General features: G+C 69.9%; 18 protein-coding genes. 10 read left to right on the forward strand and 8 right to left on the reverse strand.

All coding sequences use genetic code 11. From position 1 onward, the window contains the following. Positions 1 to 9: 9 nt before the first annotated feature. Positions 10 to 462 carry a gamma-glutamylcyclotransferase gene (locus FAF44_RS20820; RefSeq protein WP_237104884.1) on the reverse strand — a complete coding sequence of 151 codons (453 nt, stop codon included), beginning with the start codon at positions 460 to 462 and terminating at the stop codon, positions 10 to 12. Positions 463 to 534: 72 nt separating this feature from the next. Here FAF44_RS20820 and FAF44_RS20825 point away from each other — a divergent pair, with 72 nt between their 5' ends. Next, positions 535 to 1923, forward strand: a complete 1389-nt coding sequence (locus FAF44_RS20825) for an NAD(P)H-quinone dehydrogenase (RefSeq protein ID WP_237104885.1) — start codon at positions 535 to 537, stop codon at positions 1921 to 1923. An 8-nt stretch (positions 1924 to 1931) separates the two neighbouring features. On the opposite strand, the gene FAF44_RS20830 is transcribed toward FAF44_RS20825, so the two are convergent. The 5 genes from FAF44_RS20830 to ehuB form a co-directional block, all read right to left on the reverse strand. Then, entirely contained in the window at positions 1932 to 3158 is a 1227-nt protein-coding gene (locus FAF44_RS20830; RefSeq protein ID WP_237104886.1) for a hypothetical protein, read from the reverse strand. Between the two features lie 80 nt (positions 3159 to 3238). Beyond that, the gene (ehuA, locus tag FAF44_RS20835; RefSeq protein WP_237104908.1) at positions 3239 to 4000 is read right to left on the reverse strand and encodes an ectoine/hydroxyectoine ABC transporter ATP-binding protein EhuA; all 762 of its coding nucleotides are present in this window, start codon (positions 3998 to 4000) and stop codon (positions 3239 to 3241) included. A gap of 40 nt (positions 4001 to 4040) precedes the next feature. Then, the gene (gene ehuD, locus FAF44_RS20840; protein WP_237104887.1) at positions 4041 to 4694 is read right to left on the reverse strand and encodes an ectoine/hydroxyectoine ABC transporter permease subunit EhuD; all 654 of its coding nucleotides are present in this window, start codon (positions 4692 to 4694) and stop codon (positions 4041 to 4043) included. Beyond that, a complete protein-coding gene (gene ehuC, locus FAF44_RS20845) occupies positions 4691 to 5434 on the reverse strand; it encodes an ectoine/hydroxyectoine ABC transporter permease subunit EhuC (protein ID WP_237104888.1) in 744 nt (247 codons plus the stop codon). Before ehuC ends, ehuD begins: the two co-directional genes overlap by 4 nt. Positions 5435 to 5440: 6 nt before the next feature. Continuing rightward, positions 5441 to 6376: an ectoine/hydroxyectoine ABC transporter substrate-binding protein EhuB gene (gene ehuB, locus FAF44_RS20850; RefSeq protein WP_237104889.1), complete on the reverse strand. Its 936-nt coding sequence runs from the start codon at positions 6374 to 6376 to the stop codon at positions 5441 to 5443. A 594-nt stretch (positions 6377 to 6970) separates the two neighbouring features. On the opposite strand from ehuB, the gene FAF44_RS20855 reads away from it, so the two are divergent. The 9 genes from FAF44_RS20855 (at position 6971) to FAF44_RS20895 (ending at position 19504) form a co-directional block, all read left to right on the forward strand. Beyond that, on the forward strand, positions 6971 to 9256 hold the full coding sequence (locus FAF44_RS20855; protein ID WP_237104890.1) for a TIM-barrel domain-containing protein: 2286 nt from the start codon (positions 6971 to 6973) through the stop codon (positions 9254 to 9256). Between the two features lie 17 nt (positions 9257 to 9273). Further along, on the forward strand, positions 9274 to 10581 hold the full coding sequence (locus tag FAF44_RS20860; protein ID WP_237104891.1) for an extracellular solute-binding protein: 1308 nt from the start codon (positions 9274 to 9276) through the stop codon (positions 10579 to 10581). Continuing rightward, positions 10582 to 11445 carry a carbohydrate ABC transporter permease gene (locus FAF44_RS20865; protein WP_237104892.1) on the forward strand — a complete coding sequence of 288 codons (864 nt, stop codon included), beginning with the start codon at positions 10582 to 10584 and terminating at the stop codon, positions 11443 to 11445. Next, entirely contained in the window at positions 11442 to 12263 is an 822-nt protein-coding gene (locus FAF44_RS20870; RefSeq protein ID WP_237104893.1) for a carbohydrate ABC transporter permease, read from the forward strand. Before FAF44_RS20865 ends, FAF44_RS20870 begins: the two co-directional genes overlap by 4 nt. Positions 12264 to 12279: 16 nt before the next feature. Continuing rightward, positions 12280 to 15165, forward strand: coding sequence for a glycoside hydrolase family 3 protein (locus tag FAF44_RS20875; RefSeq protein ID WP_237104894.1), 2886 nt, complete (start codon positions 12280 to 12282; stop codon positions 15163 to 15165). A gap of 124 nt (positions 15166 to 15289) precedes the next feature. Next, positions 15290 to 15787: a hypothetical protein gene (locus FAF44_RS20880; protein ID WP_237104895.1), complete on the forward strand. Its 498-nt coding sequence runs from the start codon at positions 15290 to 15292 to the stop codon at positions 15785 to 15787. Positions 15788 to 15959: 172 nt separating this feature from the next. Further along, a complete protein-coding gene (locus FAF44_RS20885; protein WP_272894792.1) occupies positions 15960 to 18641 on the forward strand; it encodes a cellulose binding domain-containing protein in 2682 nt (893 codons plus the stop codon). 226 nt (positions 18642 to 18867) lie between these two features. Continuing rightward, positions 18868 to 19029, forward strand: a complete 162-nt coding sequence (locus FAF44_RS20890; protein WP_237104896.1) for a hypothetical protein — start codon at positions 18868 to 18870, stop codon at positions 19027 to 19029. Between the two features lie 22 nt (positions 19030 to 19051). Then, on the forward strand, positions 19052 to 19504 hold the full coding sequence (locus FAF44_RS20895) for a hypothetical protein (RefSeq protein ID WP_237104897.1): 453 nt from the start codon (positions 19052 to 19054) through the stop codon (positions 19502 to 19504). A 35-nt stretch (positions 19505 to 19539) separates the two neighbouring features. On the opposite strand, the gene FAF44_RS20900 is transcribed toward FAF44_RS20895, so the two are convergent. Together FAF44_RS20900 and FAF44_RS20905 are read right to left on the reverse strand one after the other, a co-directional pair. Next, a complete protein-coding gene (locus FAF44_RS20900; protein WP_237104898.1) occupies positions 19540 to 20460 on the reverse strand; it encodes a carbohydrate ABC transporter permease in 921 nt (306 codons plus the stop codon). Further along, positions 20457 to 21446, reverse strand: a complete 990-nt coding sequence (locus tag FAF44_RS20905; protein ID WP_237104899.1) for a sugar ABC transporter permease — start codon at positions 21444 to 21446, stop codon at positions 20457 to 20459. Before FAF44_RS20905 ends, FAF44_RS20900 begins: the two co-directional genes overlap by 4 nt. Positions 21447 to 21471 lie beyond the last annotated feature (25 nt).

The following is a 21471-nucleotide window of genomic DNA, read 5'->3' on the forward strand; positions in this document are numbered from 1 at the left end:
GGCGGGCGCTCAGCCGCCGAACGACGTGCAGGGACGCTGCCGCAACTCCTTGACGTAGTCGTCGGGCGCGCCCGCCCGCTCGGCCGCCTCGGCCAGGCTGCCCAGGTAGCGGGCCGAGGGCAGGCCGCCCTCGTAGCCGTCGAGCGCGTAGAACCAGGCCACGACCTCGCCGTCGAGGGTCTGCACCCGCATCCGCACCTTGTGGTAGGCCCCGCGCACCGCGCCCTCCCACTGGTCGAGCGAGGTCTCCTCCCAGTCGGGCACGTCGTAGAGCACCACGAACACGTGCTCGCCGGGGTGTTCGACGATCGTGGCGACCGCGCCCTCCCAGGCGAGGTCCATCCCCCCGAACGTCAGACGCCAGCCCGGCAGCCATCCCACACCCCGGATGGGGGAGTGCGGGGCACGCATGGCCATCTGCTCAGGGTCCATGTTGCTGCCGTAGGCGGCGTAGACAGGCACAGCAGACAACACTAGCGCCTGAGGCCCTGCCCCGTTCGTCGGCAACTCGGGGCATGCGGGAGAATGGTACACGTGACGAGGATCGTGATCATCGGTGGCGGACCAGGCGGCTACGAGGCGGCGTTGGTGGCCGCCCAGCTAGGCGCGCAAGTCACGATGGTCGAGCAGGACGGCCCCGGCGGCGCGTGCGTGCTGACCGACTGCGTGCCGTCCAAGACGCTGATCGCGACCTCCGTTCGTAAGCAGGCGCTGCTCGACGCGCCGTCCCTGGGTGTGTCGTTCTCCGGCGGCACCGACGGCGACGCCGGGGTGGTCGGGGTCGATCTGCCGCTGGTCAACAAGCGGGTCAAGGAGCTGGCGCAGGCCCAGTCGGCCGACATCGCGACGCGGGTCGAGGCCGAGGGCGTGGAGATCGTCAAGGCGCGCGGGCGGCTGGTGGATCCGCAGGTGGTCAAGGCCGGCGACCGGACGATCAGGGCCGATGTGGTGCTGGTGGCGACCGGGGCGACGCCGCGCGTGCTGCCGGGGGCCGAGCCCGACGGCGAGCGCATCCTCACCTGGCGGCAGCTCTACGACCTCGAAGAGCTGCCCGAGCACCTGATCGTGGTCGGCTCCGGGGTCACCGGGGCGGAGTTCGCCGGCGCCTACCGCTCGCTCGGGGCCGAGGTCACGCTCGTCTCCAGCCGCGACCGGATGATGCCCAACGAGGACGCCGACGGCGCCGAGGTGCTGGAGGAGGTCTACCGGCGGCGCGGCATGAACGTCATGGGGCGCTCGCGGGCCGCCTCGGTCAAGCGCACCTCCGACGGCGTGGTGGTCACGCTGGAGGACGGGCGCACGGCCGAGGGCTCGCACGCGCTGATGACCGTCGGCATGATCCCCAACACCTCCGGCATCGGGCTGGAGGAGGCCGGGGTGCAGCTCGACCGGAGCGGGTTCGTCAAGGTCGACAAGGTGTCGCGCACGGCGGCCCCCGGCGTGTACGCGGCCGGCGACTGCACGGGCGTGCTGATGCTCGCCTCCGTCGCCGCCATGCAGGGCCGGATCGCGGTGTGGCATGCGCTGGGCGAGGCGGTGCAGCCGCTGCGGCTGGCCACCGTCGCCTCCAACATCTTCACCGACCCCGAGATCGCGGCGGTCGGCGTCGCCCAGCGGGCCATCGAGGCCGGCGAGATCGAGGCGAACGTGGTCAAGCTGCCGCTGGCCACCAACGCGCGGGCCAAGATGCAGGGCTTCAACGACGGCTTCGTCAAGCTGTTCTGCCGCCCGCACACCGGGATCGTGCTGGGCGGCGTGGTCGTGTCGCCCCGGGCGTCCGAGCTGATCCTGGCCGTGTCGGTGGCGGTGCAGCAGCGGTTGACGGTCGATCAGCTCGCGCACACGTTCGCGGTCTACCCGTCGATGTCGGGGTCGATCACCGAGGCGGCGCGGCGGCTCATGCAGCCCGGGGTGTCCATCTAGCGGGCTCCTCAGTCGCGGGCGGACACGAAGCCCTTGGCGATCCGGACGAGGGACTTCCGGAGGGCGGCCGCGTCCAGGCCCGGCTCCTGGTAGCCGGGGGCGTCGCGGACGCCGCCGCCGGTGTTCGTGCCGTCGTAGGTGAGCTGGATGACGTCGTCGCCGGCCAGAACGTGGACCTGGTCGGCGACCGTGAACGCCCGGTCTCCGAGGCCGGTGAGGTGCTTGACGGGCGCGTCCTCGGCGAACCTCGCGGCCTGGTCGTCGAACGCCCGCTCAGGTCGCGCGGGGTCACTGATGTGGATGCGCAGTTCGCCGCAGCGGGGGGCCACGTTCCCCATCTGGATGACTCCCCGGCCGCAGGAGTCGCTCGTCTGCGCGGCGTCGTCCGTCTGGCCGGCTCCGTCGCGGATCTTCCAGGTGCAGGTGGTGTCCTCGGCGTCGCGGCTGCCCCGCACCTCCGTGACGGAAGGGAAGAAGGCCGCGTCGACGTCGGCGGTGGAGACGGCCCCGCACGGGCCGCCGTCCTCGGGGGCGACGGTGCCGGGCGCCTTGGTCATCTCCGCGGTGAAGACCTCGGCGACCCGGTCCGCGCCGCGGCGCAGTTCGGCCTCGGCGGGCAGTGCGCCGTCGCGCTCCTCGCCTCGGTATCTGATCGAGATCAGCCAGGGTCCCTGCCGGACGACCAGGTGGGCGTAGCGGGAGCGGCGCTCGCCGGTCTCGGTGCCCGTCAGGCTGAATGCGGCGTCACCGTGCTTCGCCGCCAGCGGAGGGGTGTAGGTCCAGCCGTCGTCGCCCGGCTCCACGGCCTGTTTCGCGGAGCTCGCCCTGCTCTGGTCGAACACCTGCCTGGTGTGGTCGGTCGCGGTCCGGGTGATGGTGCCGTACGCCTGGACGGTCACCTCCAGCGAGCGGGCGGCGCCGCGGTACCAGTCGCACTTTCCCCAGGCCCAGGTGGCGGTCGCGACGTTGTTGCTCCAGTCGATGTCGTCGCCGAACGTCTCGGCGCGGAGCAGGGACGCCCGGAGCGTCTCGGGGACGGCCGCGCAGACCTGAGCCCCGGTGATGGGACGCAGCCGGTCGGGGATGACGGGGCCGGCGGACGCGCTGACGGGCGCCGCGATGGGGGCGTCCGCCGGGGGAGCGCCGGCGCAGCCGGTCAGCGTGGCCGCGAGCAGGGGAGCCAGGGAGGCGGCCACACCGGCCACCAAGGGTCGCGACGTCACCTTCGTGCGCATTCAGGGTCTCCGCGGCGCTTGCGAGCTGTTGACCAGGCGACCCTAGGCAGGAGGGGTATGACGCGGGTATGCCACGCCGCTCAGACGTCGAGCACCGCCTGCAGGAACTCTCGGGTGCGCTGCTGCTCGGGCTCGCTGAAGATCTGGTCGGGCGGGCCCTCCTCCAAGATCCGCCCGTGGTCGAACATGAGCACCCGGTCGGAGATGTCCCTGGCGAAGTTCATCTCGTGGGTGACGCACAGCAGCGTGAGGTTGCCCTGCTGGGCGATGTCGCGCAGCAGGCACTGCACGCCGGAGACCAGTTCGGGGTCGAGCGCGGAGGTGACCTCGTCCAGCAGCAGCACCTCGGGCTCCATGGCCAGCGCCCGCGCGATGGCGACGCGCTGCTGCTGCCCGCCGGAGAGCTGCGACGGGTGCGCGAGCGCCTTGTCGGCCAGGCCGACCATCTCCAGCAACTCGCGGGCCTTGTCCTCGGCCTGGTCGCGCGGCACGCCGAGCGCCCTGACCGGGGCCTCGGTGATGTTGCGCAGCACGTTCATGTTCGGGAACAGGTTGAACTGCTGGAACACCATGCCGATGCGCTTGCGGACCCGGCGCAGGTGCCGCTCGTCGGCGGGTACCCGCCGGGTGCCGCGCCGCATGTGGGAGAGGCACTCCCCGTCGATGTGGATGGTCCCGGAGGTGACCCGTTCGAGGGTCATCAGCAGGCGCAGGATGGTCGTCTTGCCCGACCCGCTCGGGCCGATCAGCGTGACGCGCTCGCCGGGCCGGACCTGGAAGTCCAGCTCGCGCAGGACCGTCGCGTCCCCGAACGTCTTGACGACCTTGTCGAAGCGCACCATCCACTGCGGATCGGGTTCGGCGGGCGTGCCGGGCTGGCTCTCAGGTGTCAAGGCGGCGCTCCATACGACGGACGAGGATCGACGCCGGGATCGCGATGAGCAGGAAGAACAGCCCTGCGATGGTCATCGGCTCCAGGTAGCGGAAACGCTCGGAGCCGAGTTCGCGGGCGAGCCCGACGACGTCGACGACGGTGATCACGGACAGTTGCGGCGACTCCTTGAAGATCGCCACGAGGTAGTTGCCCAGCGCGGGCAGCGACCGGCGGACGGCCTGCGGCAGGATGATGCTGAACCAGCTCCACCGGCGGGGCAGGTTGAGCGCCACCGCCGCCTCCCACTGGCCCTTGGGCACGCAGTCGATGCCCGCCCGGTACACCTCGGCGGTGTAGGTGGCGTAGTGCACGCCGAGCCCGATGATCCCCGTCGTCAGGGCGGTCATCTTCACCCCGAAGTCCGGCATCACGTAGTAGAGCACGAACAACTGCACCAGCAGCGGCGTGCTGCGGATGAACTCGGCGACCGCGCCCACCGGGCGGCTGATGTACGGCCGGGGCGAGCGGCGCAGCAGCGCCAGGAACAGCCCCAGGACGAACGCGAGCAGCGCGCCGCCGATCGTCGCCTGGACGGTGACGAGCAGCCCCTGGGTGAGCAGTCCGGGCAGGATCTCCATGGCCCAGTCCCAGTCCCACGTCATCGGCCGGCTCCCGCCGTCGCGGAGCGGCGCCGCCACGGCGTCCTCCTGGGCTTGCCACGGCCGACCAGGCGGGCCGCCCGTCCTTCGACGTACCTCATCAGCAAGGTGATCAGGTACGACAGCAGGAAGTAGATCACCAGCAGCAGCGCGAACACCACGAGCTGGTCGCTGCCGGAGTTGACCAGCAGCCGGCCCTGGTAGGCCAGGTCGGTCACGGTGATGACCGACAGCAGCGAGGTCGACTTGAGCAGCTCGATGAGCAGGTTGTTCATCGGCGGGACCATCTCGACGAACGCCTGCGGCAGGATGACGCGGCGCATCCGCTGGTACGGCGACAGGTTCAGGGCGATGGCGGCCTCACGCTGACCGGCCGGGACGGCCTGCACCGCCCCGCGCACCACCTCCGAGCCGTAGGCGCCGAGGTTGAGGCCGAGCGCGAGGATGCCGGCGAAGAGGGTGTCGAGCTGGAAGCCCGTGAGGATGGGCATGGCGTAGAACAGCCAGAAGAGCTGGACCAGCACCGAGGTGCCCCGGAAGAACTCCATGTAGACGCGGGCGACGGCCCGCGCGCCACGGAACCGCGAGGTCGCCGTCAACCCCACGACCAGGGCCAGGACGAGGGCGAGCACGGAGCCGCCGGCGGCGCTCTGCAGCGTGACGACCGCTCCTTCGCACAGGAAGGGCATCGTCTCGCCGAGGGTGCCGGGCAGCTCCGCGCTGCACGGATTGACGGTGACCATGTCCGGTCAGGCGCCGGCGCAGAGCTGCTGGGCGGTCAGTTTGGCGGCCTGGTCGACCTCGGTCGCCGTGAACCCGAACCGCTCGATGACCGGCAGCACGCCGTTCGCCTCCTGGAGCTTCTTCAGCTCGGCGTTGAACGCCTCCAGGAGCCCGGTGTCGCTCTTGCGGAAGCCGAAGCCGCCGGCGCCGACCTGCTCCTTGCCGTCCACGACCGGCACGAACGACTCGGTGACCTCCAGGGGCTTGTCCGCGTACTGCTGCTGGAGCGTCCAGCGCAGGGAGACGGCGGTCAGCGCGATGGCGTCCACGCGTCCGGCGAGGATGCCCTTGAAGGCGGCGTCCTGGTTGGGGAAGACCTGGATGCGGTCGCCCGGCACGCCGCCGCTCTCCGCGTAGCCCTTCTCGACGGCGCCTTCGAGCACGCCGACCTTGGCGTCGCCCGTGGCGATGGCCTCGAAGCCGGTGATCTGCTTGGGGTTGCCCTTGGCCACCAGGAAGGCGGTGGCGGCGGCGTAGTCGGGGTTGGTGAAGGCGATCTGCGAGCAACGTTCGGGGGTGATGAACATGCCGGCGGCGATGAAGTCGTACTGGCCCGACTGCAGGCCGGGGATCAAGGAGCCGAAGGTGTCGACGATCTGCGCCTCGATCTGGTTCACGCCGAGCGCTTTGAAGATCACGCGGGCCAGTTCGGGGGCCTCGCCGGTCAGGTTCCCGTCCTTGTCGCGGTAGCCGTACGGCTGCTCGTTGGCGATGCCGACCTTGATCGTGCCCGCCTCCTTGAAGCGGGCGAGCGGGTCGGCGCCGGTCGCGGCGTCGGTGGCGCCGCCGCCGTTGTCCACGCGGCTGCAGGCGGCGAGCAGGGCGGGACCCCCTACGAGCGCCGTCGCGGTCAGTCCCGTGTTCCTGAAGAAATGCCGACGCGTCCAGCGGTCGGTCGTCACACTTTGCTCCCGTTCGTGCTGACAGTGTTGCGGTACTGCGGTGCTGCGGTGTTGGGCTGCGGTGCTGCGTCGCGGGGCCGGGCGGCTCTCAGGGCACTTGGTCGTGCCGCCGCCACTCGGCTCGGTGAGGGGGAAACCCGGGGAGTCGTGTCCGTCCGGGTCGGCGGTGCGTTCGCGCCAACATGGGTTCCGAACCTAGCCGACAGTGGAGAGTGCCCCTTTCGGACTGGTTCTGCAGGCGATGTTTGAGGGACCGATTCGAATGGGTAGGGCTGGTCGGTTGCCCGTCGTGAGCCTGTCCGGCATCGCGGGGCCGGGGCGGGAGTCGTGCCGTAATCCCTGCTGGGCGGGGGAAACGAGCACGCCGCCGAGCTGATGTCGCCGGTCGGCGGACGTCCGGAGAGTGTCACGGAACGGTCTCGGTACCTGGGTTGATTGCAGGGTTTTACGAACGTTCTTGTGATTTGTCTAACCGGACAATGATGTCAAGTCGTGACCTGGGTAAATCTGGCGACCCGCCCTCACCGTTGACGTTTGTTGGTATGGACAGCAAACTAACTCACGAGTTGGCCCAGCCGTTCAGAAGGAGCTTCCATGCCCTATCGCCCGCCGCTGGTCGCGCACGAGTACTTCGTGGCAGACCCGCCCGAGTTGCCGGTCCGTGAGCGGGGCGAGGGCGGCCTGTCGGCGCTCGTCTCCGCCGAACTCGTCGCGGCCGACGGGGCCGAGGTGATGCTGAAGGCGGTCACGTCGGCGGAGGAGACGCTGGTCGTCCAGGTCGGCGTCGCGGGCGAAGGGGTCATCAGGGTCCGGCTGGCGGAGGACGCCGCCGCCCGGCCGCGCTCGGAGGGGGCCATCGCGCTGGTGTCGCCCGGCACGTACGCGGGGGCGCGGGCCGAGGTGACACCGGGCGGACCGATCGTGATCGACGCGGGCTCGCTGCGGGCCGAGATCGGCCTCAACCCCTGGCACCTGCGCTTCACCGGAGCGACCGGCGAGACCCTCGTCGAACAGGACCGGGGCCACATCGACATCAGCGGCCGGCTGCGCACGCTGCCGTTCGGGCGCTCCAGCGCCGCCGGTACGCCCGTGGCCTATCACGAGAGCTTCACCGCCGCGCCCGACGAGGCGTTCTCCGGGTTCGGCGAGTCGTTCACCCGCCTGGACAAGCGCGGCCAGCGTCCGCTGATGTGGAACTTCGACGCCTTCGGGGCCGAGTCGCAGCGGGCGTACAAGAACGTGCCGCTCTACCTGTCCAGCAAGGGGTACGGCGTGCTCGTGGACAGCGGCGCGCCCACCGAGTTCGACGTGTGCCAGTCCACGCACAGCGTGGTGCAGATCGTGGTGCCCGACGACGTGCTCGACTACTACGTGATCGCCGGGCCCGCGCCGTCCGACGTTCTGGACCGTTACGACCTGCTGACCTGCCGCCCGGCGCTGCCGCCCAAGTGGGCGTTCGGGACGTGGATCTCCTCGGGCTTCTGCGTGGACAGCCAGGAGCGGGTGCTGGCCAGGGCCCGCACGATCAGGGAGCGCGGCATCCCCTGCGACGTGCTGCACCTCGACACCTACTGGCAGGCCGACGGGCGCTGGTCGGAGCTGAAGTGGGACCCGCAGAACTTCCCCGACCCTGACGGCATGCTGGCCGAACTGGACGCCATGGGCTTCAAGGTCTGCCTGTGGATGAACCCCTACATCTCCCACCTCAGCCCGGCCTTCCGCGAGGCCGCCGAGGCCGGCTACTTCCTGACGAACCAGTCGGGCCAGGTGTACGTCGCCGACTGCTGGCACGGCTCGTTCCCGGCCTGCGGCATCGTCGACTTCACCAACCCGGCGGCCGTCGAGTGGTTCAAGGGCCTGCTGCGCCCGCTGCTCGAACAGGGCGTGGCCGTCTTCAAGACCGACTTCGCCGAAGGCGTGCCCGGCGACGCGGTGGCCTTCAACGGCATGAGCGGGGCCGACCTGCACAACGTGTACACGCTGCTGTTCAACGACATCGTCGCCGGGGTCACCCGCGAGGTGCACGGGCACGACCTGGTCTGGGCGCGCTCGTCGTACCTGGGCGGGCAGCGCCACAGCGCGCAGTGGGGCGGCGACACCTACACCAGCTACGCCGCCATGGGCAGCACGATCAGGGGCGGGCTGGCGCACGGTCTGTCCGGGGTGCCGTTCTGGAGCCACGACGCCGGCGGCTTCACCGGCCGCCCCACCGGCGACCTGTACGTGCGCTGGACCCAGTTCGGCGCCCTGTCGCCGCTGCTGCGCCTGCACGGCACCACCACCCGCGAGCCGTGGGAGTTCCCCGAGGTCGAGGCGGAGGCGGTGGCCGCGCTCAGGCTGCGCTACCGGCTGATGCCCTACCTCTACTCGGCGGCCGTCGAGGCCGCGCGCACCGGCGCGCCGCTGATGCGGGCGTTGTGCGTGGACTACCCGGACGACCCGGTGTCCTGGCAGGCCGACCTGCAGTACCTGCTCGGCCGGGACCTGCTCGTCGCCCCCATGACCGCGCCGGAGGGCAGCCGGCAGGTGTACCTGCCGCGCGGCCTGTGGGTGGACTACTGGACGAACGAGGTGCTGGAGGGCGCCCGTTACGTCCCGGTCAGCAAGCCGCTCGACCAGATCCCGCTCTTCGTCCGGCACGGCGCGCTCATCCCCGTCCAGGAGCAGCGGGAGACCGTGGACGTGCCCGCCGAGATCGCCCTCGTCGCCTTCGGGGGTGGCGACGGCAGAGCCGAAATCCACGACGGGGACGGCGTGACGATCGCCGTCGCCACCAGGGACGGCGAGGAGTTGCGTGTCGCCGTCACCGGCCCGAAGCGTGTCACCGGGGTCGAGATCGCCCCGGTGGCCGGAGCTCCCGCGCGGGCCGTCATCTCGTAACACCCCATGGAGGGATCATGGTCAGATCAAGAGGCGTTGCGGTGCTGGCCGCAGCCGTGCTCGCCCTGTCGGCCTGCGGCTCGGGAGGAGACTCGGCGGCCCCCAGCCCGGGCGGCACCGAGCCGCGCGTGCTGAAGCTGTGGCACTACGAGTCGGCCGACAGCGCCATGGGCAAGGCGTGGGCCGAGGCGATCAAGAAGTTCGAGGCGTCGCACCCGAACGTGACCGTCAAGTTCGAGGAGAAGGGCTTCGAACAGATCCAGAAGACGGCCAGCATGGTGCTCAACTCCGGTGAGGCGCCCGACATCATGGAGTACAACAAGGGCAACGCCACGGCCGGGCTGCTGTCCAAGCAGGGCCTGCTCACCGACCTGAGCGAGCAGGCCACGCAGCGCGGCTGGGACAAGCTGCTGCCCGGCGGCCTGCAGACCACCGCGAAGTACGACGACCGCGGCGTGATGGGCTCCGGCAAGTGGTATGGCGTGCCGAACTACGGCGAGTTCGTGATGGTCTATTACAACAAGGACCTCTTCGCCAAGCACAAGGTCGAGGTGCCGGCCACGTTCGAGGAGTTCACGGCCGCGTTCGACACGTTCGTCAAGGCGGGCGTGACGCCCATCGCCAACGCCGGCGCCGAGTACCCGGCGCAGCAGATCTTCTACCAGCTCGCGCTGTCCAAGGCGCAGAAGCCGTGGCTGGAGGCGTTCCAGTCCTACAAGGGCAAGGTCGACTTCCACGGCCCCGAGTTCACCTACGGCGCCGACACCTTCGCCGACTGGGTCAAGAAGGGCTACATCCCGAAGAACTCCTCCGGGCTCAAGGCCGAGGACATGGGCGTGGCGTTCATGAACGGCAAGTTCCCCGTCATGATCAGCGGTAGCTGGTGGTACGGCCGCTTCGCCTCGGAGATCAAGGACTTCGAGTGGGGCCACTTCCTGTTCCCCGGCGCCACGATGTCCCCCGGCTCCAGCGGCAACGTCTGGGTGGTCCCGGAAAACTCCGAGAACAAGGACCTGGCCTACGACTTCATCGACATCACGATGAGCAAGGAGATCCAGAACCTGCTCGGCAACTCCGGCGGCGTGCCCGTGGCCGCCGACGCGGGCGCGATCACCGACGCCAAGAGCAAGGAGCTCATCGAGTCCTTCAACAAGCTGACCAGCGCCGACGGCCTGGCCTTCTACCCCGACTGGCCCGCGCCCGGCTACTACGACGTGCTCGTGGCCGGGATCCAGAACCTGATCAACGGCAGCAAGACCTCCGCCGAGGTGCTGGACGAGCTCGCCACGCCGTACGAGGACAACCTCGCCGACATTGGGAACTAAGTGAGAGCTCGGACGAGGGGCTACTGGCTCTACCTGCTCCCCAGCCTGCTGCTGTTCCTGGCAGTCATCGTGGTGCCGTTCCTGATGAACGTGGGCGCCAGCTTCACCCGCTGGTCGGGGGTGGGCACGCCCAGGTGGATCGGGCTCGACAACTACGCCAGGCTGCTGGAGGACGCGCGGTTCTGGGAGTCGTTCCAGCACAACGTGGGGCTGATCGTGGCGATGGCCGTCGTGCCGACCGCGATCGGCCTCGTGCTGGCCGCCGCGCTGTTCGACTACATCGGCCGGCGCTTCGGGGCGCGCACGGCCTCGGCGCTGCGCGCGATGTACTACCTGCCGCAGGTGCTGCCCGTGGCGGTGGCCGGCGTGGTGTGGGGGTGGATGCTGCACCCGTCGTACGGCGCGGTCAACCAGATCCTCGGCCTGGACCTCGACTGGCTCGGTGACCCCGACCTGGCGCTGGCCACGGTCATGGGGGTGATGGTCTGGTTCCAGCTCGGCTACCCGGTCGTGATCTTCATGGCCGGGCTGCAGCGCGTGGACCCGTCGTACTACGAGGCCGCCGAGATCGACGGGGCCTCGTGGTGGCGCAAGTTCTGGCACATCACGATCCCGCAGATCCGGCCGGAGATCTTCGTGGTGCTGCTGACGTGCACGATCGCCGCGCTGAAGGTGTTCGGGCCGATCTTCGTGCTGACCCGCGGAGGGCCGGGGAACGCGACGATGGTGCCGTCGTACTTCTCGTACCTGAACTTCTTCCAGAAGAGCAACGTCGGGTACGGGTCGGCGATCGCCACCGTGCTGGCGCTGCTCATCATCGTGGTGACCTTCCTGTTCCTGCGGGTCCAGGAGCGTGACGCGTGAGGGGCCCGGGGCGGTGGGCCGTGCTGTTCGCGCTGGTCGTGCTGGCCGTCGTGATGATCTTCCCGTTCCTGGTCGTGGCGGTGAACGCGGTCAAGTCGCCGGCCGAGTACAGCTCGCAGGGGCCGCTGAGCCTGCCCGACGGGCTCTACCTCCAGGGGATCGTGGACTTCTGGAACCGGGTGCAGTTCGGCACCAAGCTCTGGAACAGCTTCCTCATCAGCGCGTCGGTGTCGGTGCTGGCGGTCGTGTTGTCGGTGCTCAACGCGTACGCGCTGGGCATCGGCCGGGTGCGGGGGAGGTTGTGGATCCTCGTGCTGTTCCTGGTGGCGAACACGCTGCCGCAGGAGGCGCTCGCCTATCCGCTGTACTACCTGGCCAAGGCCGTCGATCTGTACGACACCCAGCTCGCGGTGATCATCGTGATGACCGCGATCCAGGCGGCGTTCGGCACGTACCTGCTGAGCGCGGTGCTGGGCCAGTTCCCGAAGGAGATCCTGGAGGCGGCGGCGATCGACGGGGCGGGGCGGCTGCGTTCGTTGCTGCGGATCGTGGTGCCGATCAGCCGGCCGACGCTCAGCGTGCTGCTGATCTTCTTCTTCATCTGGACCTGGAACGAGTTCTTCCTCCCGTTGATCTTCCTGATCTCGAACGACACGCAGACGGTGCCCGTCGCGCTCGGCGTGCTGCAGGGCGAGAGGTACATGGACGCCACCATGTCCAGCGCCTCGGCCCTGCTCGGCATCGTGCCGGCGATCGCCTTCTTCCTGATCTTCCAGCGCACGCTGACCCGAGGTGTGACGGTCGGCGCCATCAAATGATGGAGAACCCCCCAAGATGCGAAAAATACCGCTATTAGCCACCCTTGCTGTCCTGACCACCTCGCTGGTCACCGCGCCCTCGGCGCAGGCCGCCGAGACCCACCCGTTCCAGAACCCGGCCCTGCCCCTGGAACAGCGGGTGACCGACCTGCTCGGCCGGCTCACACTGGACGAGAAACTGAGCCTGCTGCACCAGTCGCAGCCCGCGATCCCGCGCCTCGGCATCGCCTACCACAAGAACGGCACCGAGGCGCTGCACGGCGTCGCCTGGTCCAACCACCTCAACGACAACTGGAACCAGAAGTTTGCCAGCGGCACCGTGTTCCCGCAGGCCGTCGGGCTGGCCAGCACCTGGGACCCCGAGCTGATCAAGAGAGTCGGCTCGGCCGTCGGCGACGAGGCCCGCGGCTACAACGCGGTGGACCCCGTGCTGTGGGGCCTTCAGGTCTGGGCGCCGGTGGTGGACCTGCTGCGCGACCCGCGGGCGGGCCGCAACGAGGAGGGCTACTCCGAGGACCCGCTGCTGACCGGGGCCATCTCGACGGCCTACGGCAAGGGCCTGCAGGGCGACGACCCCGACCACCTGAAGACCGCGCCCGTGCTCAAGCACTACCTGGCCTACAACAACGAGAACAACCGCAGCCTCAGCTCCTCCAACCTGACGCCCAAGCTGAAGCACGAGTACTACGAGCCCGCGTTCAAGGCGGCGATCTCGGCCGACGCCGCGACCGGGGTGATGGCGTCGTACAACCTGGTCAACGGGCGGCCCAACCACGTCAACCCCGACCTGGACGCCGCGGTGCGCTCCTGGACCGGCCGGACCCTCTACAACCCCAGCGACGCGTGGGGGCCGCACGCGCTCACCGACCTGGAGCGCTACTACGACGACAAGCCCGAGGCGTTCGCCGCGGTGCTCAAGGCCGGGCTCGACAGCTTCACGATCGACAACAGCGACATCGGGCCCATGGTCACCAACCTCAAGGCCGCGCTCGACCAGGGCCGCCTGACGGTGGCGGACGTGGACGACTCGGTGCGCAGCGTGCTGAGCATCAGGACGCGGCTGGGGCACTTCGACCCGGACGGCGGGCCGTACAAGAAGATCACCGCCGACGTGATCAACAGCGCCGGGCACCAGCGGCTCAACCGCGAGACCGCCGGGAAGGCGGCGGTGCTGCTGAAGAACTCCGGGGTGCTGCCGCTGGCCAGGCCGAAGTCCGCGGCCGTGGTCGGCCCGCTGTCGGACCGGCTCTACCGCGACTGGTACTCGGGGCAGTTCCCGTACCAGGTGACGCCGCTGGACGGGATCAAGGAGCGGGTGCCGGACGTCACCACCGGCGAGGGGCTGGAGCGGATCGCGCTCAAGCACCTGGACTCCGGCAGGTACGTCACCGCCACCGGCACCGGCCCCGACGACAACGCGGTACTCACCGACACCGCGCCCACCGCGGCCTCGCAGTGGGACCTCACCGACTGGACCGGCGGCGTGTCCACGCTGCGCAACGCGGGCAACGGCCGGCTGCTCGGCGGCGACTGGCGCTCGCTCGACACCGACGACGCCGAGCCCGACGGCTGGTACGTCTCCCAGCAGTTCGCCCTGGACAAGCAGTCCGACGGCAGCTACCTGATCAGGTACGCGGGCTACGAGAGCGTCGAAGGCTGGTTCGCCCTGCCCGACCCGTACGTGGGCGTCACCGCCGACGGCGCGCTCGGCCTGGTGCCGAAGGCGCAGGCGGCCAGGTTCGCCAAGGAGGTCGTCTCCGACGGTGTCGCCGAGGCCGCGGCGCGGGCCGCCAAGGCCGAGGTCGCGGTCGTCGTGGTGGGCAGCCACCCGTTCGTGGCCGGGCGCGAGTTCCACGACCGGGACGACCTGCGGCTCGGCGCGGGCCAGCGGCGGCTGATCGAGGCCGTGCGCAAGGCCAACCCGCGCACCGTGGTGGTCCTGGAGACCAGCTACCCGGTCATCGTGGACGCGCCGACGCTGCTGTGGACCACGCACGCGGGCGCCGAGACCGGGCACGCCGTCGCCGACGTGCTCTTCGGCGACGTCAACCCGGCCGGCCGGCTCACCCAGACCTGGCCGGCGACCGACGATCTGCCCGGCATCCTCGACTACGACCTGACCAAGACCGGCATGACCTACCTGTACGGCGAGGATCGGCCGCTCTACGCCTTCGGGCACGGCCTGAGCTACACCTCCTTCGCCTACCAGGGCCTGAAGGCGCAGGGCGAGCAGGTGAGCGTCAAGGTCACCAACACCGGCAAGGTCAGGGGCGACGAGGTCGTCCAGCTCTACACCCACCAGCGCGACTCCCGTTTCGAGCAGCCGGTCAAGCAGTTGCGCGGCTTCCAGCGGGTCACGCTGAACCCGGGCGAGTCGCGCACGGTCGGCTTCACCCTGAAGAAGCAGGACCTGGCCGTCTGGGACCACACCCGCAACAAGTGGACGGTCGAGACCGCCACGCACGACGTCCTCGTCGGCTCCGCCTCCGACCGGATCCGCCAGTCCACGACGCTGCGGGTGTCCGGCGAGACCGTCCCGGTGCGCGACCTGGCCAGGACGACCCGGGCGATGGACTTCGACGACTACTCGGGCGTCGCCTTCGCCGACGAGAGCAAGGTGCGCGGCGAGGTCGTCGAGGGTTCGGCGGGCGACTGGCTGGCGTTCACCGGCGCGTCCTGGGGCGCGCGCCTCACGGCGGCGGTGTCGTCGGCGAGTGGCGGCTCGTTCGAGGTCCGGCGCGGCTCGCCGACCGGCGCGCTGCTCGCGACCGTGCGGGTGCCCGCCACCGGCGGGATCTATCAGTACGGCAACGTGCACGCGACGGCGAAGGCCGGTACGGGCAGCGTGTACCTGGTGTTCAAGGGCGACCTGCGGATCAGGGACTTCGCGTTCGCCAGATAGTGGCGGCGGCGTCGCGGCGGCCGGGAGCCTCGCTCCGGCCGCCGCGGTCGTTCCGGGCTTGCCATTTGTTGGATAGTAGTGTTATCTAATAGTTCGGTAGTGATGCTATCCAATGGGGGAAGCGATGATTCTGATCGTTCTGCTGGTCGCCACCGCGGTGTTCCGGCTGCTCGGGCTGCTCGGCGTGCGCCGGTTCGGCACGTGGCGGGTGAGCGCCGCGCACGGGCTCGCCGTCATGCTGGTCATGACCGCGAGCGCGCACTTCGTGCCGGGCAGCGTGACGTTCATGCCGAACTACGACGACATGGTGGCCATGGTGCCGTCGTTCGTGCCGGCGCCGGGCTTCATGGTGTACCTGACCGGGGTGCTGGAGCTGGCCGGGGCCGCGGGGCTGGTGCTGGAGCGCACCCGCGGGGCCGCGGGGATCTGCCTCGCGCTGCTGTTCGTCGTCCTGCTCCCGGCGAACGTGTACGCCGCCACGGCCGGGCTGGAGAACGTCGGGTCGCCGCTGTGGCAGCGCATCCCCGAGCAGATCCTCTACATCTCGATCGCTCTGTGGGGGGCCGGGGTGCTGCGCCGTGTCCGTGACCGGGGCGGTCGCCAGGTTGCCGGCGTTAGATAATTGGTTGTACGTCCAAACTATTGACCAGTATGACGCGCTGTGTGAGCCTTCTTGGTGAAGCTCATGCGCGAAGGCGCGGCGACGGTCAGGGTCGGTGCACTCTGCTCGTGCATGGCGGTCATCCGACGCTTTTGGGGCGCCCTTCGGCGTGCCTGGAAAGGAAGAGCCGCGCATGCGAAAGAGATTGTTCGTCATGCTCACGACCGTCGCGATCCTGCTCGTGGCGGCCGTGGTGCGGATGTCGCCGGTCTCGGCGGTCGCCGCCGACCCGTACGCGTACAAGAACGTGCGCATCGACGGCGGCGGCTTCGTACCCGGGATCATCTTCAACCAGACGGAGCGCAACCTCATCTACGCGCGCACCGACATCGGCGGCGCGTACCGGTGGAACCAGTCCACCAAGTCCTGGACCCCCCTGCTCGACTGGGCCGGCTGGGACAAGTGGGGCTACAACGGCGTGATCAGCCTGGCCACCGACCCCGTCCAGACCAACCGGGTGTACGCCGCCGTCGGCATGTACACCAACACCTGGGACCCGAACAACGGCGCCATCCTGCGCTCGACCGACAAGGGCGACACCTGGCAGGCCACGGCGCTGCCGTTCAAGCTGGGCGGCAACATGCCGGGCCGCGGCATGGGCGAGGCGCTGTCGGTGGACCCGAACGACAACCGCGTCCTCTACTTCGGCACACCCAACGGCAACGGCCTGTGGCGCAGCACCGACTACGGCGCCACCTGGGCGAAGGTGACCAGCTTCCCCAACGCCGGCAACTACGCCCAGGACCCCAGCGACCCCAACGGCTACCTCAGCCACCGCCCCGGCGTGGTCTGGGTGACCTACGACAAGCGCTCGTCCACCACCGGCAGCGCCACCAAGACCATCTACGTGGGCGTCGCCGACAAGGACAACACCGTCTACCGCACCACCGACGGCGGCGCCACCTGGTCGCGGCTGGCCGGGCAGCCCACCGGATACCTCGCGCACAAGGGCGTGCTGGACACCGTCAACGGCTACCTCTACCTCGCCACCAGCGACACCGGCGGCCCGTACGACGGGGCCAAGGGCGACGTGTGGCGCTACGCCACCGCGACCGGCACGTGGACCCAGATCAGCCCCGTCCCGTCCTCCAGCGCCGACGACTACTTCGGCTACAGCGGGCTGACCATCGACCGGCAGCACCCGTCCACGATCATGGTGGCCACCCAGATCTCGTGGTGGCCCGACGTGATCTTCTTCCGCTCCACCGACTCCGGCGCGACGTGGACCCGCGTGTGGGACTGGACCTCCTACCCCAACCGCTCGTTCCGCTACACGATGAACATCACCGAGAACCCGTGGCTGACCTTCGGCACCAACCCGCAGCCGCCCGAGGTCACGCCCAAGCTCGGCTGGATGACCGAGTCCCTGGAGATCGACCCGTTCGACTCCAACAGGATGATGTACGGCACCGGCGCCACCGTCTACGGCACCGAGAACCTCACCCAGTGGGACGCCGGGTCGCAGTTCACCATCCGGCCCATGGCCAAGGGCCTGGAGGAGACGGCCGTCCTCGACCTGATCAGCCCGCCCAGCGGCGCGCCCCTGATCAGCGGCCTCGGCGACATCGCCGGCTTCCGTCACACGAACCTGGACGCCGTGCCGTCGATGATGTTCACCGCCCCGACCTTCACCTCCACCACCAGCCTCGACTACGCCGAGAAGTCGCCCTCGATCATGGTCAGGGCGGGCAACTTCACCGACGCCGACCGTCCGAACGACAGCCACGTCGCCTTCTCCACCGACGGCGGCGCGAACTGGTTCCAGGGCACCGAGCCCGGCGGCATCGACGAGGGCGGCACGGTCGCGGCGGCGGCCGACGGCTCCCGCTTCGTCTGGGCGCCCAAGGGCGTGACCCCCGTGTACTCGGTCGGGTACGGCAACTCCTGGCAGACCGCCTCCGGCCTGCCCACCGGCGCGATCGTCGAGTCGGACCGGGTCAACGCGGCCAAGTTCTACGGCCTCAGCGGCGGACGCCTGTACCTCAGCACGAACGGCGGCGCCACCTTCACCGCCACCGCCGCGACCGGCCTGCCCGCCAACGGCAAGTTCAAGGCCGTGCCCGGCGTCGAAGGCGACCTCTGGGTCGCCGGCGAGGGCGGCATCTGGCACTCGACGAACAGCGGCGCCTCGTTCACGAAGCTGTCGGGCATCACGAACGCGGTCAACGTCGGCTTCGGCAAGGCCGCGCCCGGCGGGACGTACCTGGCGGTCTACGCGGTCGCCACGATCGACGGGACCACCGGCCTCTACCGTTCCGACGACGGCGGGGCGACCTGGGTGCGCATCAACGACGACAAGCACCAGTGGGGCAACATGGGCGAGGCGCTGACCGGCGACCCGCGCGTGTACGGCCGCGTCTACCTGGGCACCAACGGTCGCGGCATCATCTACGGCGACCGCACGGGCCCGCCGGTCACCGTCACGCCCACGGTGACCCCGACCGTGACCCCGACCGTGACCCCGACCGTCACCCCCACGGTCACTCCAACCGTCACTCCCACCACCGGGACGGGCTGCACGGCCACCTACAAGACGGGCAACTCGTGGCCGGGCGGCTTCCAGGCCGAGGTCGCGGTCCAGAACACCGGCGCGTCCGCGATCACCGGCTGGAAGGTGACGTGGACCTGGCCGGGCGACCAGAAGATCACCCAGATCTGGAGCGCCACCCAGACCCAGAGCGGCGCGAACGTGACCGCCGTGAACGTCGGCTACAACGGCAGCCTGGCGGCCGGCGCATCGACGTCGTTCGGCTTCAACGGCAGCAACACCGGCACCTATACCGCCCCCACCACCCTCACCTGCGCCCCGGCGTAGCACCAGCGGGGGAGGCGCCGCGCGCGACGCCTCCCCCGCCTTCCTGTCGTTAGCGTGACCCCATGAACGACACCACGGACGGCCGGCAGCCGGGAAACCCGGCGGCACCGCTCCGGGCCCGCTCCGCACCGAGCTGATCGAGGGCCCGCCGGGCAGCCCATGGGACCCGGGGCCGGGCCCGCGCTGCGACCACCTCGGTTACTGGGCGCAGGACCTCGACGCCGCCGTGCTGAGTCTGGACGAGCGGGGTTGCCCCCTGGACTTCGACGCCCGCCCGTACGGCCGCCCGTTCACCTACCACCGCATGCCCGCACTCGGCCTGCGGGTGGAACTCGTGGACGTCTCGGTCCGGCCGCAGTTTCTGAGCAGGTGGGGGGCTGGGGAGTGAGCCCACGGGTAGCACGTTCCCCATGCACACACTCGTCAGGAGCCTGATCGCGGGTGCGGCGGGCACCAGCGCGCTCAACGTCGCCTCGTACCTCGACATGGCGATCCGGGCCCGCGGCGCGAGCAGCACCCCGCAGCAGGCCGTGGCGAAGCTGACCGGCCTGGCGGACCTGAGCCTCGGCGACGGCGACGAGGCCGGGCACCGCAAGGAGGCGCTGGGCGCGCTGCTCGGCTATGCCACGGGCGCGGGCGCCGCCCTCTGCTACGGCCTGCTCTGCTCCGGCCGCCGCCTGCCGTGGCCGGCGGGGGTGGTGACGATGACGGCGCTCGCCATGACCGGCTCGAACGGCCCGCTCATCGCGCTCGGGATCACGGACCCGCGCGACTGGTCGGCCGCGGCGTGGATCTCGGACATCGTCCCGCACCTGGCGTACGGGATCGCCGCGTACGCGGCCTACGACGGGCTGCGTCCCTGACGGCGGGAGGGCGCGGGGGAGCGCGCCCTCCCGGCTCAGCCCTTGACGGCCCCCACGATCACGCCCTTCGTGAAGTGGCGTTGCACCAGGGGATACATGACCAGCGCGGGAATCACCGCGATCACCACGATGGCCATCTTGATCGCCAGCGTCGGGGGCGCGTCCCCGGTCACGCCCGCGGTGGCCGCCGGGAGCGGGTTGGAGTCGACCACGTACTGCCGGAGGATGAGCGCCAGCGGCCACCTGCGCGTGTCGTCCATGTACAACATGGCGTTGAACCACGCGTTCCAGTAGCCCACGGCGTAGAACATGGCCACCACGGCGGTGACCGCCTTCGACATGGGCAGGACGATGCGGAACAGGATCCGGAACTCGCCGGCCCCGTCGATGCGGGCGCTGTCCAGGATCTCGCCGGGGATGTTCATGAAGAACGAGCGCAGCACCACCACGTTGAACGCCGACACGGCGGTCGGCAGGATCAGCGACCAGTAGCTGTCCTTCAGCCCCAGCCCGCTGACCATCAGGTATACGGGGATGATGCCGGGGAAGAAGACGAACATCAGCAGCACGCTGAACAGCAGCGGCCGGTGCAGGAACGAGCCCGGCCGCGACAGCGAGTACGCCCCCAGGACGCTCACCCCGGCGCTGATCAGCGTCCCGACGACGGTGACGCCGGTGCTCACCAGGATGGCCCGGCTGACGACCGTGTCGGAGAAGATCTGCCGGTAGGCCTCGAGCGTGATCCCGTCGGGCACCAGCACGAGCCCGCCCGCCCGGGTCACGGTGGCGGAGGAACTCAGGCTGGTCAGGACGATCGTGTAGAGCGGGCCGAGCACGACCACGAGGATGACCACGATGAGCGTGCCCTTGCCGAACCGGCCGACCGGTGACGGGCGCTCCTCCCACGGGGCCAGGTGGCTCGGCCTGCGCCGGCGGCCGGTTGTCAGAGCGGTCATGATCTCGAATACACCCCTCGTTCGCCGAACGCGTGCGCCACCCGGTTGGCCGCGACGATGAGCAGCAGCCCCACCAGGCCCTTGAACAGCCCGGCCGCGGCCCCGTAGCCGAGGTCGCCGGTGCGGATGCCCGACCAGTACACGAACGTGTCGAAGACCTCGGACGCCTCGCTGCCGACCGCGCTGCGTTGCAGCATGAACTGTTCGAAGCCGACGTTCAGGGCGTCGCCCAGTCGCAGGATCAACAGCAGGACGATCACCGGGCGCAGGCCGGGCAGCGTGATGTGCCACATGCGCCGCCACCGGCGGGCCCCGTCCACGGCGGCGGCCTCGTACAGGTTGGGGTCGATGGTGCTGAGGGCGGCCAGGAAGATGATCGCGCCCCAGCCGGCGTCCTTCCAGATGGTCTGTGAGGTGATGAGCAGGATGAACGTGTCGGAGTTCGTCATCCAGTCGACGCCCTCGTGGCCGTTCTCCCGCAGGATCTGCGCCAGCAGGCCCGCCCCGCCGAACATCTGCTGGAAGATGGCCACGACCAGCACCCAGGAGAAGAAGAACGGCATGTAGACCACGCCCTGCACGAACGCCCGCAGCCTGGCCGAGACGATGCTGTTGAGCAGCAGCGCCAGCAGGATCGGCACGGGGAAGTAGAAGACGAGCTGGAAGGCGGTGATCGACAGGGTGTTGGCGATGGCGCGGATGAACTGCGGGTCCTGGAAGAGCAGCGCGAAGTTGGTGAACCCGATGATCGGGCTTTCGACGATGCCGCCGGTGTAGGGGTTGTAGTCCTGGAAGGCGATCACGTTGCCGAGCGCCGGGACCCACCAGAAGCCCACGACGACCAGCAGCATCGGCAGGTTCATCACCAGCAGCGGCCAGTCCCGGCGGAGCTTGGCCCGCCAGGTCAGGTCGTCCGGCTTGGCGTGTCGCCCGGGGGCGGGGGGTGTGGCCGGCCCGGAGGAGCGCCGGGTGGTCAGGACGCCCACGGCGGGCCCTTCACCTCGCGGCAGG

Origin of the sequence: Nonomuraea sp. MG754425, from assembly GCF_021699195.1 — a bacterium.
Lineage (GTDB): Bacteria > Actinomycetota > Actinomycetes > Streptosporangiales > Streptosporangiaceae > Nonomuraea.